The organism is Robertmurraya sp. FSL W8-0741 (assembly GCF_038004005.1).
Classification (GTDB): domain Bacteria; phylum Bacillota; class Bacilli; order Bacillales; family Cytobacillaceae; genus Robertmurraya; species Robertmurraya siralis.
Genome location: NZ_JBBOQG010000001.1, coordinates 565,612 through 583,752, shown reverse-complemented (window position 1 = coordinate 583,752; position 18,141 = coordinate 565,612). Strand labels below are relative to the sequence as shown.

Sequence of the window (18,141 nt, the reverse complement as noted above, 5' to 3'; positions counted from 1 at the left end):
TAATTCCAGCTTGTCAACAAAAGGCATCGAGAAACCTTTTGTTGACTTTTGTCATTTAGGAACTGCCATAACTTCATAGATTTCCGCTCCAGACGCTTGCTTTCCGAGGATTGTTCTCAAAGCCTCCTCGTCGCTGGTGCTCCTGAGGGCTCTCGGGGTACGCTATTCCCACGGGGAGTCCGCTCCAGTCAACCAGCTGCATTCTTTTAAGCAAGTTACCGATCTTGTCCATTTATTTAATTTTTGCACTTCCCATCCCACGCTTTTCTTTTGTATCAGCCGAAATCTCTTTCAACTGATGCTTTACGACACATATTTATTTCTTCTATCTCTTTATGTGACGGGAGTGTTCAACTTCTCCTACATAGTCCCCAAATATGGTTTGTTTGATTTTCGATTATTTTTACTTTTTGCCAATAAAGGACCAATTGAAAATATACTGTCGATTTCCTACCTTCGCTATGGTATAGGATAATCTCTTCCCATGTGGGAAGAGATAGCAAGTTATGCTCATATTTACGCACACTTCCCTCCCTTTTTTTGGTCGAATATATAAGATGCGGACAAGGCAAAGAAAAAAGGTAACACTTGCAGGCAAACTAAAATCGGTTTTGCTGAAATGAGTATTTTTGCAATTGATCCAAGAGTTTTTCGAGTACCGCCTTCATACTAAAGAGAACCTTATTAGCCTTCTATAATACTGAATTCAAGATACCATCTTGCTCAAACTAGTTTCTATTTTTTTCTGCACCTAAAAGTGTTCACAATTGAATTTTTTTTTTTCACCTTTACAATGGTATAATTTATGTTTGTAGGATTGTTTATTTAACATTACTGCCACGAACAACGTTCAGTTGAAAACAGAAAGCTCGGAGTGAAAATGAATTTGGAATCAAAAAAATCATTGCCTATTTTATTTATCGTTATGTTCCTTGTCATGGTCGGATTTGGCATTATTATTCCCGTGCTACCTTTTTATGCGGAGAATATCGGGGCCTCGCCCACTGAACTAGGTTTATTGATGGCTGTCTACTCCATTATGCAGCTTCTATTTGCACCGATGTGGGGGCGTCTCTCCGATCGTATCGGTCGTAAACCAGTCATCATGATTGGCATATTAGGTTTGTCCATTTCTTTTTTTCTAATGGCTATTTCCGAACAGCTTTGGATGCTTTTCTTGGCTAGAATCCTCGGCGGTTTTCTATCTTCAGCTAATATGCCAACTGTCATGGCGTATGTAGCGGATATTACAACTGAAGAGGATAGAGGAAAAGGAATGGGAATCATCGGCGCAGCTACTGGGCTTGGGTTCATTTTTGGACCGGCTATCGGCGGCATCTTTTCTGAAATTGCCTTAAGTCTCCCATTCTTTATTGCTGGTGCCTCTTCGCTCTTTACTTTCTTTTTAGTCATCTTTGTCTTGAAAGAATCACTGCTTATTGAGAATCGCAGGATGAACTCAAAGCGAAAAGCTCCATGGAAAGAAGCGATTAAAAGCCCTGTTTCCACGCTCTTCTATTTACAACTTTTTGTCTCTATTTCACTTGCAGGATTAGAAGCAACTTTTGCCTATTTCGCAGCACAAAAAGCTGACTTAGATGCCGTAAAGCTTGGCTATATTTTCATGATTATGGGACTTGCTCAAGCATTTGTCCAAGGTGGGTTAATTGGAAGGATGACGAAAAAATTCGGAGAAGGATTCGTCATCCAACTCGGAATTATCATTTCTGGAATTGGCTTTGGCCTTATTCTCCTATCCAATTCATTTTGGACGTCCGCTCTTTATTTGACCATTTTCGGTATCGGGAATGGGTTAATCCGACCTGGAGTATCTTCACTGCTTACGAAGAAATCAGGCACTGGTCACGGAAGTACAACCGGGATGCTTTCCTCTTTTGATTCTCTTGGCAGAATCATTGGTCCACCTTTAGGTGGGTGGCTCTTTTCGATCTCCATCGGACTTCCCTTTGTGATCGGCATTGGTTTATCTGTTGTCGCGCTCTTTATGTTTTTCGTCTACACAAGCAAGCAAAAGAGCATCATTATGGAAGAACAGGGATAATCAAAAAAAGCTATGGGAGGAACCGTTTAGAACGACTTTTTCACATAGCTTTTTAAGTATCTTCCACGCCTTTTCGTCGGTAAATCTGTTGATTTTATGGTTAGTTCCAACCCTTATTCTTTTTATTCAAAATTTAGTGCCCTTCTAATGTCCTTTCTTTCAATAATGGGAAACCTACAGTATTAGTACTTTACTGATAACTGAAGTTTGTTAGACTTCGACTCTTGCATTATAATAATGGCTAGGGGGTGACCCAATGGCACGCGACCGCAAATTCTCCACAGAAGATTTATACCATGCCACAAAACAAATTTTGCTTGAGCAGGGCTATGATGGCTTTAATTTTGGCCTTTTAGCGGAAAAATTGAATATTTCAAGAGGAGCCATTTATAAATACTTTGATAATCGCGAGGAACTCATCGTCCACTTTATGCGACACGAAATGAAAATTTTTCTGACAGACTTAAAAGATGTTGAGCAATTTCCATCTTTTGACGAAAAATTAACGTTTTTATTAGAGCTTATTTTTAAAAATCCTGCTGTTCCAAGATTAATCGAAATTGGACAACGTCTTCCAATTCATGAGAATCTAAAAATGAAAGAAGATTTCTTCAAGTTGGAGGACCTTCGCCTTAAGATGTATCAGCAACTCCAAAAATTTATCGATCTCGGAAGACAGGAAAAAAAGCTGAATCCGTCGGTACCCGATACATTGATTCTAGGATTTATCTTCCAGTCCATTATGATCCCTAATCATTTTGAAATCCCTCAATCAAAATGGGTTCAATCCATAAAAGAGATCCTTTGTCATGGAATATTAAATCATCATTAATTGACAAACTTTAAAGATAATGATAAGTAACACAAGTGTTACTATCAATTTACCTAAAGTGACACTTGTGTTACTTTAGACAAGAAGGCTTTCTTATATGTCGGTTTTTGCTCATTTTCTCTCTGGACCTTTAAACTGTGCTTTAAGATATGGGAAACCAAAATTTCACACGAAATGAGCTCAAAAATGTTGATCAACAATACGGTTTAACAAAACATTTTAGAAAGGAAGAAAACAATGAAAACATTCATACAGGCCGTCACCAATCGCGTTACAACGAAAAAAGGTATGTGGATCACCTTAACCCTTTGGCTCATCGCTACGATTGCCTTGACTTTATTTGCACCGAGCGTACATGATCATCAAGTCTCAAACATAGATACTCTTCCTGATGACGCAAATTCCGTTGTCGCCCAAGAGAAAATAACACAGTATTTTAAAAATGGTGAAGGAGTACCCGCCATTTTCGTTTTCCAGTCAAAAAACAAAAGCGAGAATGTAAACCTTTCAGACCTGACTAACTTATTAGACATGATTGGAAACGAACAAATTCCCGGGCTCCAACAGATTGTACCGTTATCAGCTCTGCCTCCTCAAGCAACGGCTGAATTTTTTTCAGAGGATAAAACAACTGCCTTAATTCCTCTGACCTTTGATTCTTCTTTAGAGACAAAAGAAATGCAAAAGTCGATTGCACATATTAATCAAATCGTAAAGGATTCATCTGAGCTTACTCTTTATGTAACAGGACCAGCCGGAATTGCAGCTGATACCCTTGATTTATTTTCCCGTGCTGATTTAGTTCTGATCTTTTCAACAATCGGAATCATTTTAGTTTTATTAATCGTTATCTATCGTTCACCTTTATTAGCCTTAATCCCATTACTCGGAGCCGTGTTTGTCTATCAAATTGTGATACAGTCGCTTGGAATCATGGGCAAAGGCGGACTCGACATTAGCAGTCAAACGATCTCGATTATGTCGATTCTTTTGTTTGCCGCAGTAATTGATTATTCTTTATTTGTCTTCTCTCGTTACCGCGAGGAATTGAAAACCTATAACAACAAATATGACGCCATGCAGGCAGCCATGAAAGAAACAGGTATGCCCGTGTTCTTCTCGGGTGGAACCGTACTTGCCGCCATGCTTGTGTTATTTTTTGCACAATCAGGGGACTATCGTAACTTTGCCCCAACCTTTGCTACAACCATGGTCATTATCATGATTGCATCGATAACGTTAATCCCAGCTTTATTTACGTTATTTGGCAGAAAATCATTTTGGCCTAAAATCCCTAAAGTGGGTGAAACAAACACTCACTCACACTCTTTTTGGGGAAAAGTCAGCCAAATTGTGACAAATAAGCCAAAGCTCTCTGTGGCAGCTATTAGTCTCATTCTTCTTATCTCCGCCAGTAATATGTTCAACTTAAAATATGAATTCGACACAATGAAATCATTCCCAGACGATATGCCTTCGCGTCAGGGCTACGAAATTCTAGAAGATAAGTTCGAAAAAGGGGAGCTTGCACCAACAGCTGTTTTATTTGAATCAACGAGCCCATTAACAACCGAACAAATAGATGTATTAAAAAACATACTGGCGGAGCAAGAGCTTGTCAGCAATATCCGAGTCAATGGGATAACAGACGACAAGACGGCCGTTCATTATAACCTGACATTTGAAGGAAACCCCTATGCGATCAAGACGATGAACACTTTGGAAAAAATGATCGAGAAAAGCAACGAATTCATCTCTGACAGCCAATTAACAGGGAAGCTTTATTTTGCTGGTGAGACTGCGGCAAAAGTTGATGACAGAAAAATCAATGATCGCGATGTCATCCTCATTGTTTTGTTGGAAACCATTCTTATCTTTGTCATGCTCATCTTCTTAACAAAATCAGTGAAAATGCCGCTTTATATGATGGGCACTATTTTGATTTCCTTCCTTGCCGCTTTAGGACTCGGAACATTTTTGAGCAACCTATTGTTTGATATCAGTTCAATCAGCGATCGCGTCCCGCTTTATTCATTTGTCTTTTTAGTTGCATTAGGGATTGACTATAATATCATTCTTGTATCAAGGTTCCAAGAAGAACGAAAGAAGCATTCCGTTCGAGAAGCTGTAAAAATTGCGGTAGCCAACACAGGTGGGGTCATTTCATCAGCCGGGTTAATCCTTGCGGCAACTTTTGCCGTCTTAATGACCCAACCAATTGAACTTCTATTTGTTTTTGGCTTCATCGTTGCTGTCGGCATCTTATTGGATACGTTCTTGATTCGCGGGATATTATTACCTGGATTAATCGTATTGTTGGAGAAGGATAAAGCGAAAAGCAGACCATCTGAATTTTGAACAATAAACAAGGTCAACCTCCGTTTTCTAGTTGACCTTGTTATTACTACCTAGTTTTACTCAAAAAGCTTAATATATTGGCCGTATCCTTCTTCGAAAAGCCTATCTTTCGGAATAAATTTCAATGCGGCTGAGTTTATGCAATACCTCGCTCGGTCAGGCCCTGGGCCATCATCAAAGACATGACCGAGATGGGAATCGGAAGTTTTCGAGCGGACTTCAATTCTCCTCAAACCATGGGATGTATCAAACTTTTCTTCCAATTCCACGCGACGGATTGGCTTCGTAAAGCTGGGCCAGCCGCAGCCTGCATCATATTTGTCAAGGGAACTAAATAAAGGTTCTCCCGAAATAATATCAACATAGATTCCATCCTCTTCCAAATCCCAATATTCATTTTGAAACGGGGGCTCTGTCCCATTGTTTCTCGTCACTTCATACTGAATCGGGGTTAAGAGCTTGCGGAGCTCTTCAGCTGACGGACCCTTCTTCCAATTTTCACGAATAAATTGCCCACGCCCAGAACCCTCTTTATATAAATTATAATAAAATGGATTCTTTTTATAATAACCTTGATGCTTCTCTTCTGCTTGATAAAAAGGACTTGCTGGTAAAATAGCCGTGACGATAGGTTTGGAAAAACGTCCGCTAGCTTCAAGCTTTTCCTTCGATTTCTCCGCAGCAATTCTCTGTTTTTCATGATGGTAAAATATCGCAGTACGATAAGAAGAGCCACGATCGTTAAATTGACCTCCTTCATCGGTTGGATCGATTTGTTGCCAATAAATCTCTAGTAATTTTTCATAAGGCATTACCGTCGAATCGAAGGTAATTTGGACAGCTTCATAATGTCCTGTCGTTTCAGAGCACACTTCCTCATAGGTTGGATTCTCTTTATGGCCGCCTGTGTAGCCTGAGATCACGTCTTTAATTCCTGGGTGCTCGTCAAACGGAGAAACCATACACCAAAAACAGCCCCCTGCAAAAGTTGCCTTTTCCCAATGTTCCATCATACCCATCCTCCTTACATTCTTAACCACTCATGAAACCACCATGTATATTGATAAGTTTGCTTCCAGCTCCGATCGCCTTCTTCCATACTCCAAAAGGCTGACAATGCCGTCATCGCTAGTCCCGCTTTTAATAGTCGCTTACGCTCAAATGACAAGCCGCGAGACAGTACTTCCACTCTCTCCCATAACACCCGCTTCGGATCTTCCTTTTCCTGTAGATGATTCATTAAAAATGAAACAACATCAAAATAAGGATCCCCGATGATTCCCTTCGGGTCAATCGCGATCCACCCTTTCTCCTCTGAAAAAAGAATATTTTCATGATGGAGATCGCCATGAAGCAGTTGCAAACCCTCGGTTGTATCGGTCATTTCCTTAAAAAACTGCTCAGCTAATTGCAAAATCTCTTCTGAAAATTGGCCAGTTTGGTACTCTTGCATTTTTCTGCATCTCGGAAGCTGGGAAGCCCATTGATGAATCATAGGAAAGTGAGCCCCCTTTGGATCTTGGCGACGCAGAGCTTTCCAAACGTTCATAAATTGCTCTAGCACTTGTTCTTCGTCCTCTAGCTCTGCAAGCATCGTCCCTGGTGCTACTTTTTCCAAGAGAATGACGCCGTTCTCCACATCTGCCTTCAATAGCCTGCAGCAGCCGTTTCCATCATAAAGCTGCAATGCTCTCATTTCATTTTCCAATTCACGACTCGAAAGTGACACTTTTAAAATAGTTGGCACACCGTTTTCATCTAACACATTTAACACATAATTATAAGATAAATTAGAAACCGGTCCCAATGAGATTAGATTCCATCTTGCTAAGTAACCATTGACACGCTCTTCAAGAGTATCTAACCAGCGTGCTCCTTCTTCTTTAAAGGCTCGTGTCATTTTTTTCCGAAATGAATCTGGAATATACATTTGTTCACTCCCATCATTTTTCAAATACAATTCCGTACTTTCGCATCTTTTTGTATAGGGTCGCCCGCGACATGCCAAGTCTTTTTGCCGTGATGCTTTTGTTGCCAAATGTACTTTGCAAAGTCTCCAAAATCCGTTCCTTTTCCAATTTTCCTTTCTCTGCTGCAAGGGATGCCACTTGGAAATCAAGATGTACGGAAGGCTCCTTCCCAACATGAAGTACTTGATATAGATCTGTCTCCGTAATTTCACCGCTTTCGTTTAACACGACGAGCCTTTCCATTAAATTTCGCAGCTCGCGAATATTACCTGGCCAATCATAATCAAGCAATATCGCCAAAGCGTTCTGCTCAATTGTATAGTCTTGTTTTTGATATTTATAGGAAAACTCCTCAAGGAAATCATAAACGAGTAACGGAATATCCTCTTTTCTTGCCCGTAAAGGTGGAATGTTTACGGAGAACACGTTTAAGCGATAGTATAAATCTGAACGGAAAGTTCCTTCAGCAACCATCTTTTCCAAAATTTGGTTCGTGGCGGCAATCACTCTAATATCAACTTGTTTCGGAGTTAAACCTCCAATTCGATAAACTTCTCTATCCTGCAAAACCCTCAGTAGCTTTACTTGCATATCAAGAGGGAGCTCGCCTACTTCATCTAAAAAGAGAGTTCCTCCGTTTGCCAGTTCCAATTTCCCTGGCTTTCCTCCTCTTGATGCCCCCGTATAGGCACCTGACTCATAACCAAAGAGCTCGCTTTCAAACAATGCATTCGGAATCGCTCCGCAATTGATCGGAATAAATGGTTTTTCCTTTCTACTGCTTTTCTCATGAATGGCATGGGCAAATAACTCTTTCCCAACACCGCTCTCGCCGCTAATCAGAATCGTCGCATCTGATTTTGCCATTTTCTTTGCTTGATGGATCAACTGTTGGATTGAACTGTGAACGCCTTTTACTTTTGCAAACGGATCATCATGCTGTTGGTTCATATGCTGCCTTAACTGCTGTAATTCCTTCGATGCCGATGATAGTTTTTCATTTAAATGAATCGTCGACGTAATATCTTTTTCAATCGACAAACTGCCCATGATTTCATTTTCTTCATTGTAAAGCAGGGTCGTACTAATAAGCACATGCTTGTCAGGTCTTGGCATATGGTAGACATCCCGGACAGGCTTACCTGTTGCCAAAACCTTTAAGTGCATCACATCTTCTTGCTGAAAAAAATCACGGATGTTTCTTCCAATAATTTCTTCTTTTTTAATCTGGTACGTTCTTTCAGCCGCCTCGTTCCAGTAGACTAATTCTCCCTTTGTATTAACAACTGAAATCGCTTCCTCCAACGAAGACAATATTGCCTGCAACGTTTGTAGAGCAAACCGAGCTTCCATGTATATCAACCCACCTTTTATTGAGTACTGTTTAAGACTAAACCTCTATTTTGTATAAAAAAAATACAATTATAAACACTTTTGTTAACCAAACAATACAATCTCATAAACAACATGTAAAGAATATTTTATAATTAAATTAATTTCTTGATCACGTACTTTGAATTAATAACTTTGTTATATATTGGTGTTACTTTTGGGCTCATTTTCTCTCTGATCCCATGAAACACTAGAAGAAATCTTGTTTTCTCCTATTGTTTCATGGGATTAGAGGACCTTTCAGCATAACTGGAAGGCGTGTGAAACCAAGGTTTCACACGAAATGAGCCCAAAAATCATGTATTGTTTAATAAAACCAAATTAAAAAATAAAAATACAGAAGCTCCCTCCTTATTTAAGCTTTATGAAGCACGAACTACTAGCATATTCACTTGAAGAATTGTTCGTTTTTATTCAGTCTTTGTACATTGTGAAATGTACTCAAGTAACTATTTTTAATGTTGGCATGTTTTTTGCATTGTTATAAAAAACAGCATTCATTCTTGAGCAAGGAATTGCTTAGTTTTTTGGAAACTATATATAATGGGGGAAATTTGTATGTTTTCAACAATTTCTAAAAATTTTTTTCTCTATGTATCTCAGCATAAAGGGTTGAATAAAGCAGCTCGAAAGTGGGGGCTGAAGTTCGGTGCAGCGCAAGTAGTAGCGGGCGTAACGATCGATCATGCCATTCAAACTGTGAAAGAACTTAATGACAAAGGCATTTTATGTACATTGGATCATTTAGGAGAGTTTGTTAATAGCACCGAGGAGGCATTGCAGGCTACCGAATACAACGTCCGTACGCTAGAGGCGATTGGAAAAGCGGGGGTAAACAGCCATTTATCTGTAAAAATGACCCAGCTTGGACTTGATATCGATCGGGAGTTTTGTGTAAAGAATATGTGCCAAATTCTTGATGCCGCCAAAAGAACGAACAATTTTGTAAGGATTGATATGGAAGATTATGCTCATTGTCAAATAACATTAGATATTTTACGGGAACTCCGAGAAGTGTACGGTTTTGATAATGTCGGTACGGTTATTCAAGCTTACTTATACCGTGCCCACAATGACGTGAAAGACTTAAAGGGGATATCTCTCCGTCTCGTAAAAGGAGCCTACAAAGAAGAACCAGCGGTTGCTTATCAAGATAAAAAAGAAATTGACGAAAATTACATGAAGATTATTAAAGAGCATTTGCAAAGCGGCAGTTACACTGCCATCGCTTCACATGACCACCGTATTATCGCAAAAGTTAAAAAATTTGCTGAGGATAATGATATTCCGCGCACCCAATTTGAATTCCAAATGCTCTATGGATTTCGCGAAGAGCTTCAGGAAAGTCTTATGAAAGAAGGCTATAAGATGCGTGTTTATGTTCCATTCGGTGATGATTGGTTCGGTTATTTTATGCGCCGCTTAGCAGAAAGACCACAGAATGTCGGATTTGCATTAAGAGGATTTTTCTCAAAAAAATAAACATTTTTATCAGCAAAAGGACAATCACCTCAGATTGTCCTTTTTTATTGGATCATTTTATGTAAACCCCGTCTTGCTCACACCTTCCCGCTCTGTTTAAAAGTAGTGTTAACTCCATGAAAAGCCCTAAGCCAAGCAATTTGTTTAGCACAGCTAAAAAAATAGTATAATGATTCGTCTAGATTACATATCTATTAATAATGCTAAACATTTTGGTTTGTTTATTTCAAAATGAAATAATATTTTATCGCCATAACGAATTACAAGGGGGAAAGTTCATGGATTATTCTGTACTAATTACGATTGTAATCTATATGTTTGGAATGCTTTGGATTGGTTATTATGCCTATAAAAGGACTTCCGATTTAACTGATTACATGCTTGGCGGACGAACACTAGGTCCGGCGGTTACAGCACTAAGTGCCGGAGCTTCTGATATGAGCGGTTGGCTGTTATTAGGACTCCCAGGAGCTATTTATGCAACAGGGCTCAGCGGTTCATGGATTGCAATCGGACTCACACTCGGTGCATGGGCAAACTGGATCTATGTAGCACCCCGTCTTAGAATCTTTACAGAAAAAGCCAATAACTCTATTACGATTCCTGCTTTCTTGGAAAACCGTTTTGACGATCGCTCCAAAATTCTACGAATCATTTCTGGCCTGGTCATTTTAATTTTTTTTACCTTTTATGTTTCGTCAGGCATGGTCTCCGGTGGCGTATTATTCCAAAGCATGTTTGGCTTAAACTATACGACAGGCCTCTGGATTGTTGCTGCCGTTGTCGTTGCCTATACATTATTCGGTGGGTTCCTAGCTGTAAGCTTAACTGACTTTGTCCAAGGGCTCATCATGTTAATTGCCCTCATTCTCGTACCTCTTGTTACGTGGATTCATGTAAGTGGAGATGGCCCAATTGAGACAGTTCGTACTATCAATCCAGCTTTTCTCGATATTTTTCAAGGCACAAGTTTTTTGGGGATTGTTTCCTTGTTCGCATGGGGTCTTGGTTATTTTGGCCAGCCACATATTATCGTTCGCTTTATGGCGATTAAAGCAGTTAAAGAAATTAAAAAGGCAAGGCGTATCGGAATGGGCTGGATGATCTTCTCCATGCTTGGCGCCATCACTACAGGCTTTCTTGGCATCACATATTTCACGACAAAAGGCGAAGCATTAAAGGATGCGGAAACAGTCTTCATTGTATTAGGAGACGTGTTGTTCCATCCTATTATTACCGGTTTCTTAATTGCTGCGATTCTTGCTGCTATTATGAGTACGATTTCATCGCAATTATTAGTTTCTTCTAGCTCGCTAACAGAAGATATTTATAAAACTTTCCTCAAGCGCTCAGCCACTGACAAAGAACTAGTACTCATCGGAAGATTTTCAGTACTTATCGTATCCCTCGTGGCATTTGCCATCTCATGGGAAAAGAACTCAACCATTCTTGAGCTTGTTGGGTATGCTTGGGCAGGCTTCGGGGCTGCTTTCGGTCCTCTTATTTTATTTAGCCTCTATTGGAGAAGAATGACGAAATGGGGGGCGTTAGCTGGAATGATAGTCGGAGCAGCAACGGTAATCACTTGGGCCAACCTCGGATTATCCGAGGTTCTCTATGAAATGATTCCCGGCTTTGCCTTTAGCTCTCTTGCCATCTTTGTTGTTAGTTTATTCACTAAGCCACATAATTCTGTCGTTGAAAAATTTAATGAATTTGAGATTGAAATGAAGAACAACGCCTCTTCCATACAGTCTTAAAGCAATGGGAATGTCCAACAAGCGAAAATTTTTTGGCCTCGGCTGTTTTGGCGGAGATTCTTCCGAATGGATTCAGCCGAGACAACCTCGGATGTAGCGATGAAAAATAACGAATAGGAAATTCATGAGGAAGATACTCTGTTATAAAACCATTTTCTTTAAAAGGCAGCCGTAAGAAAGGCCGACAGAAAAACTCTACTCTGGCTTGACCGCAGTGGTTTTGCATTTATGATACGAGGTTGATGATCAGCTAAATCGCATGAGCTATTTTTTCGACCACCTAACTGAATTGTGAAAAATTTGCATAAAATTGCGGGGATTTACTGGTTGATTGCGAGGTTTTTTAAAGTTAACTGCGGATTTCCCTTGCATTACGATAGCTCACAAAAAAAGCTGTTTAAGAAGTCATGGTAACTTTCTCATTTTGGGTACGTCGAGTTCGTAAGTTGTAGCATGAGCTCAATATCTGGAAAGTAGCAGGTATTCGCCAGCTACTTTCAAAGTATCCATCGAGAGAAACTCCACTTCCATTATTTTAGAGACTTATCGGACAGCCCCGAAAATTTTATGCTTTAGTGCTTGATTGCCCTTCAAATTGAAATCTGTTTGCCATTTCAGTGAGAGTTTGTGACAATTGATGGAGTTTCTTGCCAATTTGATTGGTGTTCTCAATTTGCTCGATTTGATCGTCACTAACAGAAAGCATTTCCTCTGAACTTGCTAGCGTCTCCTGTGAGATGGAAGTAAAGCTTACAGTTGCTTGCTCAAGCTTAGGTAAAAAACCTGCCAATTGCGATAATTCTTGTTTCATTCCTTGTAATCGGCTGCTCTCCTCACCAATCTCCTTCATTAGTTCATCGAAAGAATCTCTTGAAGCACTCGCCATTTTCAAGTTCATATTAATCTTAGTTAGCATTTGTTCAAATTCTTTCGTTGCACCAATTGTAATATTCTCCATTTTTCCAATCGCATTAGCGATGTCCTCTGTCGCCTTCGAAGATTGCTCTGCCAATTTTCGAACTTCCTGAGCGACAACTGCAAACCCTTTTCCTGCATCTCCTGCCCTCACCGCTTCAATCGATGCATTAAGTGCCAGCAATTTTGTTTGCTCCGATATGCCACTCACTAAACCGACAAGCTTTGTAATCGAACTTGAAAATTGTTTTACTTCCGTAATCGTACCAGTCAAATGCTCAAAATCTTCCTCAAACTGATAGATCATCGAAATGAGTTCCTTAATATTTACCTCTCCGTCTTCGGCGGTTTGATTCATTTTATTAGAACTGGCAAAAATCGCTTCCATTTTCACAATCATCGCTTCTATTAATTGTTTCATATCTTTGAAGCTATTGGCATTGTCCTCTGAACTGCTAGCAGTTTGCTCTGCACCATGCCTTACTAAATCGATGGCGGAGATGAGATGATGACTAGAATCAAGAGTTTGTTCAGACGATTTCATTAAATCGCCACCCGTTTGTGCAAGTTCCTTTGTCGTCATCTGCAGTTCGCGGATAATGCCGCTCATATGTTCAATCATAGAATGGTAGCTTTTTTGCAAAGAGGTTATTTCGGGAACGGTCGTTTTGATTCCACTGGTCATTTTGAATGTACCGCCACGCACCTCTCGCATAGTATTGCGGAGAATATTAAGCGGCTTTGTTACGGTGCGAACGAGTAATAGAATAATGACGGTCGCTACTAACACACTGATCCCAATCCCAATAAGGGTAACATAAACCATCTTTTGAACAGGCTGCAAATAAGCGCTTGTTGGAATCAACATCACGTAGATTCCTCCAATCTCCTCCAACTGCCGAAAAGTAATCGTATATTCCTTATTATTAATTGACCTATGCAAGACCCCATCTTCTAGTTCTGTTATCTCTTGTATTAGTTTTGGAGAAAGGTTAGGTAAGCTCTTTTCACTGACCTTAAACGGAATAGCTGTACCATCTGCTATGTACATAACCTCTGACTCAATGCCCTCTTTTTTAAGAACCTCCTGTTGAGAACGAACACTGCTGTCTAGCTGTTGCATGAAATAAGCATCATCACTAATATAGACAAATTTCAAGTTTTCAGCGATATAACCGATCAATTCTGTTTCCCTCTCTAATCGCTTTTCTATCGTATCCATTGTAATATCTTTCGCCTTCATATAGGATGTGAACCCAACTCCTACAACAGCAACAATTAATAATGAGACGAACAGCAGAAATATCCTCTTTCCCAACGTTAATTTTTGCAAAATTTTCGTACTCCACCCTTTCATCTTTTGCAAAGGATTTAATGCTTTAATCCTATATTTTTTCAAAAGGATTCCTCCTTGTACGCAACTATTTTCCTATAAAAATTATACCGTTCATTTGTAAATGCTATGTTAAGAGGAAAAGGGGTTTTCTAAAGTTCCTGTAAAAACACATGCGTTTTTTTTATGTTATGGACGGTTTTTTCGGAATTACGAGGGGTTTTTTCGGAATTAAACTGAATTTTACGGAATTACAGGGGATTTTTCCGGAATTAGACCGATTTTTTCCGGAATCGCAGCTATTTTTTCCGGAATTACATAATTCCAGAGGAATTTCACTGGCACATCTACAAAAGGCGCGTATAGAAAGCCGCTTCCTTATAAAAGTAGCGGCTTCGTTCATTATCCCAAGCGAAATACGATCCCGTGACCGCCTTTTGGGTATTCCCATTTAATATTTTGGTGAGGGCAACCTATCCGGCAGCTGCCACATTCATGACAGCCTTCGTAGCCAACATGCATGCGAATGTCCTCCCACTTATAAATCTCAGCTGGACAAAAAATTGTGCAAATTTTATCGGGGCATTTTGTTAAGCAAATTGATTCGTCCTTTACATGAAGATGGGATTTTGTATCAGCATTAAAACGAACAAGATATTGCTTCTCTTCAATCGTTTGATACTTCTTCTGTTCACTCATTACTTGACCACCTTCCACGCTCGATACATATCACGAGCCATTTTCATTTTTTCCTTGGGTGAGCCAAGATCCTTCCAGATTTTCTTTTGTTTTTCCCATTTTGATTGTCCATCAACCGTAAACATTTGACTAGCTGCTCTATTGAGCATCGGAATATATTGGTCAAAATAATGAGGATTTTGATCAAAATGATGGGTTGAATCCTTATACTTTTTCATATCCTGACCGACAAATCCGTCCAGTAATCGAACACGATAATGATCAAGCGTTTTTTCGGTGAAATCCCCTGCTTCTTTTGCTAAAAGAATCGTTTCCGCTGCCAATCTGCCTGATGTCATCGCCAAATTCGATCCTTCACGATGAATCGCATTGACTAATTGAGAGGCATCCCCAATGACAATAACCCCGTCACCGACAATCCTCCCCATCGAGTGATAGCCACCTTCCGGTATAAGGTGAGCCAAGTATTCCTGTGGCTCGCTCCCTTGAATAAGGGTGCGAATCATCGGATGAGACTTGACATATTCGAGAAGCTCGTATGGTTTAATTTTGTGTTTAATTAAGCCTGATAAAAGCGTGCCGACGCCGATGCTTAAAGTATCTTTATTCGTATAAAGAAATCCGGTACCTAGAATCCCCTTTGTCGCATCCCCAAACAATTCAATCGTGCAACCCTGATTGTCTTCCAAATTAAAGCGATCCTCGATCACCTTTTTATCAAGCTTCAATATTTCCATCGTCGCCAACGCCACTTCATCTGGCCTGTATTCTTTATGAAAACCAAGTGACTGAGCTAGGAGGGAATTAACCCCATCTGCAAGAACGACCACATCAGCATACACATCCCCATTCGGGCGATCCGTGCGAACGCCCACGACTTTACCATTCTCAACAATACATTCGAGTACAACTGTTTCATTTATAAGGATTGCTCCTTGTTGTACAGCTTTATCGGCAAACCATTGGTCAAACTTCGCCCGTAAAACCGTGAAATTATTATAAGGTTCCTTTCCCCATTCCATCCCCTTATAGCTAAAGGTGACTGCTGATTCCTTATCCATCATCATAAATTTCTGTTCCACAATAGGGCGCTCGAGCGGAGCCTCCTTGTAGAATTCAGGAATAATATCCTCCATCATTTTCCGATAAAGCACTCCGCCCATAACATTTTTTGAACCTGGGTATTCCCCTCTTTCCAAAAGCAGGACATGCGCTCCTCCCTTTGCTAAATCATGAGCACATGAAATCCCGGCCGGCCCTGCTCCAACGACAATAGCATCAAATTTCTCAGACATGACTAACCCCCTCTCTCGACATTACCTCACTTAACTGTTCAATTAACATCGGCACAATCTCAAATGCATCCCCGACAATTCCGTAGTGACATGACTCGAAAATGGGCGCTTCCGGATCATTATTGATGGCGATAATGAGTCCTGAATTTTTCATTCCAACAATGTGCTGAATCGCTCCAGAAATGCCGAGTGCTATATAAATTTTCGGGGTTACCGTAACCCCCGTTTGCCCTATTTGATGGGCATGTTCAATCCAACCTGCTTCTACCACGTCTCGGCTCGCTCCAACAGCTCCACCTAGTGTCTCCGCCAATTGATGCACCAATTGAAACCCTTCCGCGCTCCCTAACCCCTTTCCACCAGCAACGATAATATCCGCTTCATCAATTCGCACCTTCTTTGTTGTTTCCTTCACAATCTCCAATACTTTTGTGCGAATATCCTCCTCACGCAATAAAATGCTCTCCTCTACAATCCTCCCTTCTCTTCCAGGCTCAGGAGGCAGCGCTTTCATTACTTTTGCCCGTACAGTTGCCATTTGCGGACGATACTTCTTACATAAAATGGTTGCCATAATATTCCCGCCAAAAGCTGGTCGACTTGCAAGCAATAGCCCAGTATCCTCCTCCACATCCAGCTCGGTTGTGTCTGCCGTCAAACCTGTTGGCAAATCCGTTGCTACTGCGCTCGCCAAATCCTTTCCCGTTGAAGTAGCACCATAAAGAATAATTTCCGGCTTATGTTTTGCTGAACAATCTAATAAAGCCTTCATATATGACTCTGTACGGTAATTTTTAAAAATGGGATCATCGTAAACGTAAGCAATATCTGCCCCATATTCAAAAATTGTTTTGGAAAGATGCTTAATATGTTCACCAATAATCACACCCGCGAGTTCAACGCCTCTTTTATCAGCCAGCTTTCTCCCCGCCCCTAGCAATTCTAGCGATACGGAAGCAACGGCACCATCCTTTTCCTCAATAAATACCCAAACACCTTGGTAATCTTGGAAATCCATTATGATTCCCCCTTTATCGTAAACAATTCTTTCTTCTTGTGCAGAATGGAAAGCAATTGTTCAACTTGCTCCTGCCGGTTTCCTTCTAGCATTGTACCGCCCTCAGGTTTTGGCGGTGCCCATACCTTTGAAACGATTGTTGGCGAGCCCTTCAACCCTAATTGTTTAATATCCACGTCTTCTAAATCATCAACAGACCAAATATATGGATTGTATTTTGCTGCCTTCAGCATATTTGGAAACGGGGCATATGGCACTTCATTAATGGTTTTTTCAACAGAAAATAAGCAAGGTAACGTTGATTGGACTACCTCGTAACCATCTTCCAATTTCCGATGAACGATCGCCTTTTTCTCTTCTTTATTTATCTCCACCACTTTGTTGACAGATGTAAGCGGAGGAATATCAAGGCGTCTCGCGATACCTGGTCCGACCTGCCCAGTATCACCATCAATCGACATTTTTCCGCAAATGATCAAATCTACTGGATTCTCTTTTGAAATTTTGTTTAACGCTTTCGTTAATGCATAGCTGGTCGCTAACGTATCAGCTCCCGCAAATCTCCGATCCGTTATCAAATAGCCTTCATCAGCACCTATTTCAATACATTTCTTAATCGCTTTAACTGCAGGAGGCGGCCCCATCGTTAAGACGGATACCTTTCCCCCATACCGCTCCCTTAAACGCACAGCTTCTTCTACTGCATGGGCGTCATACGGATTTAAAATTGCCGGTGCCGTTCTCCTGTCCATCGTGTTTGTTTTTGGGTTCATTTTAATAACTTTCGTATCTGGTACTTGCTTAATACATGCTACAATATGCAGCATTCCATTCCCCCCTCTTTTCACTTTTGCCATTGTTACAAAGTCATTTAAGCCTGTTTACTTTTACTATATTAAGTTGCAAGTGTATAAATTCGAATATTCCGATTTTTATTTATAAAAAGCTTTTTGAAACCAAGGTTTCACAAGAAAGAAGTCAACAATTAATACGACATAAAAAAAGAAGATTCTCTACTTCAATAA

Annotated in this window: 13 protein-coding genes; 5 read left to right on the top strand and 8 right to left on the bottom strand. The window is 40.3% G+C overall.

The window, feature by feature from the left end; translation table 11 throughout:
* The first annotated feature begins 886 nt into the window (after window positions 1-886).
* The 3 genes from NST02_RS02875 (at window position 887) to NST02_RS02865 (ending at window position 5,252) form a co-directional block, all read left to right on the top strand.
* Window positions 887-2,062: an MFS transporter gene (locus NST02_RS02875; RefSeq protein WP_095312561.1), complete on the top strand. Its 1,176-nt coding sequence runs from the start codon at window positions 887-889 to the stop codon at window positions 2,060-2,062.
* Between the two features lie 256 nt (window positions 2,063-2,318).
* On the top strand, window positions 2,319-2,894 hold the full coding sequence (locus NST02_RS02870; protein WP_095312432.1) for a TetR/AcrR family transcriptional regulator: 576 nt from the start codon (window positions 2,319-2,321) through the stop codon (window positions 2,892-2,894).
* Window positions 2,895-3,131: 237 nt separating this feature from the next.
* Window positions 3,132-5,252 (top strand): MMPL family transporter, encoded by a 2,121-nt coding sequence (locus NST02_RS02865; protein WP_137743798.1) that lies wholly within the window; start codon window positions 3,132-3,134, stop codon window positions 5,250-5,252.
* Window positions 5,253-5,308: 56 nt separating this feature from the next.
* Here the strand turns inward: NST02_RS02865 and msrA are convergent, their stop codons facing one another.
* From msrA to NST02_RS02850, 3 genes are read right to left on the bottom strand one after another with little or no spacing between them, the layout of a single operon-like run.
* A complete protein-coding gene (msrA, locus tag NST02_RS02860; RefSeq protein ID WP_340947933.1) occupies window positions 5,309-6,265 on the bottom strand; it encodes a peptide-methionine (S)-S-oxide reductase MsrA in 957 nt (318 codons plus the stop codon).
* 11 nt (window positions 6,266-6,276) lie between these two features.
* A complete protein-coding gene (locus NST02_RS02855) occupies window positions 6,277-7,182 on the bottom strand; it encodes an aminoglycoside phosphotransferase family protein (protein ID WP_340947932.1) in 906 nt (301 codons plus the stop codon).
* A gap of 13 nt (window positions 7,183-7,195) precedes the next feature.
* Window positions 7,196-8,575, bottom strand: coding sequence for a sigma-54 interaction domain-containing protein (locus tag NST02_RS02850; protein ID WP_212934065.1), 1,380 nt, complete (start codon window positions 8,573-8,575; stop codon window positions 7,196-7,198).
* A gap of 597 nt (window positions 8,576-9,172) precedes the next feature.
* On the opposite strand from NST02_RS02850, the gene NST02_RS02845 reads away from it, so the two are divergent.
* A complete protein-coding gene (locus NST02_RS02845; RefSeq protein WP_340947930.1) occupies window positions 9,173-10,096 on the top strand; it encodes a proline dehydrogenase in 924 nt (307 codons plus the stop codon).
* A gap of 278 nt (window positions 10,097-10,374) precedes the next feature.
* Window positions 10,375-11,856, top strand: coding sequence for a sodium/proline symporter PutP (gene putP / locus NST02_RS02840; RefSeq protein ID WP_212934066.1), 1,482 nt, complete (start codon window positions 10,375-10,377; stop codon window positions 11,854-11,856).
* 565 nt (window positions 11,857-12,421) lie between these two features.
* On the opposite strand, the gene NST02_RS02835 is transcribed toward putP, so the two are convergent.
* The 5 genes from NST02_RS02835 to NST02_RS02815 form a co-directional block, all read right to left on the bottom strand.
* Window positions 12,422-14,170, bottom strand: a complete 1,749-nt coding sequence (locus NST02_RS02835; protein ID WP_211344114.1) for a methyl-accepting chemotaxis protein — start codon at window positions 14,168-14,170, stop codon at window positions 12,422-12,424.
* Window positions 14,171-14,506: 336 nt separating this feature from the next.
* On the bottom strand, window positions 14,507-14,803 hold the full coding sequence (locus NST02_RS02830) for a ferredoxin family protein (protein ID WP_170943631.1): 297 nt from the start codon (window positions 14,801-14,803) through the stop codon (window positions 14,507-14,509).
* On the bottom strand, window positions 14,803-16,098 hold the full coding sequence (locus tag NST02_RS02825; RefSeq protein ID WP_095312407.1) for an FAD-dependent oxidoreductase: 1,296 nt from the start codon (window positions 16,096-16,098) through the stop codon (window positions 14,803-14,805). Before NST02_RS02825 ends, NST02_RS02830 begins: the two co-directional genes overlap by 1 nt.
* A complete protein-coding gene (locus NST02_RS02820) occupies window positions 16,091-17,116 on the bottom strand; it encodes an electron transfer flavoprotein subunit alpha/FixB family protein (protein WP_137743794.1) in 1,026 nt (341 codons plus the stop codon). The genes NST02_RS02825 and NST02_RS02820 overlap by 8 nt, the downstream gene beginning before the upstream one ends.
* Window positions 17,116-17,943, bottom strand: coding sequence for an electron transfer flavoprotein subunit beta/FixA family protein (locus NST02_RS02815; protein WP_340947924.1), 828 nt, complete (start codon window positions 17,941-17,943; stop codon window positions 17,116-17,118). The genes NST02_RS02820 and NST02_RS02815 overlap by 1 nt, the downstream gene beginning before the upstream one ends.
* Window positions 17,944-18,141 lie beyond the last annotated feature (198 nt).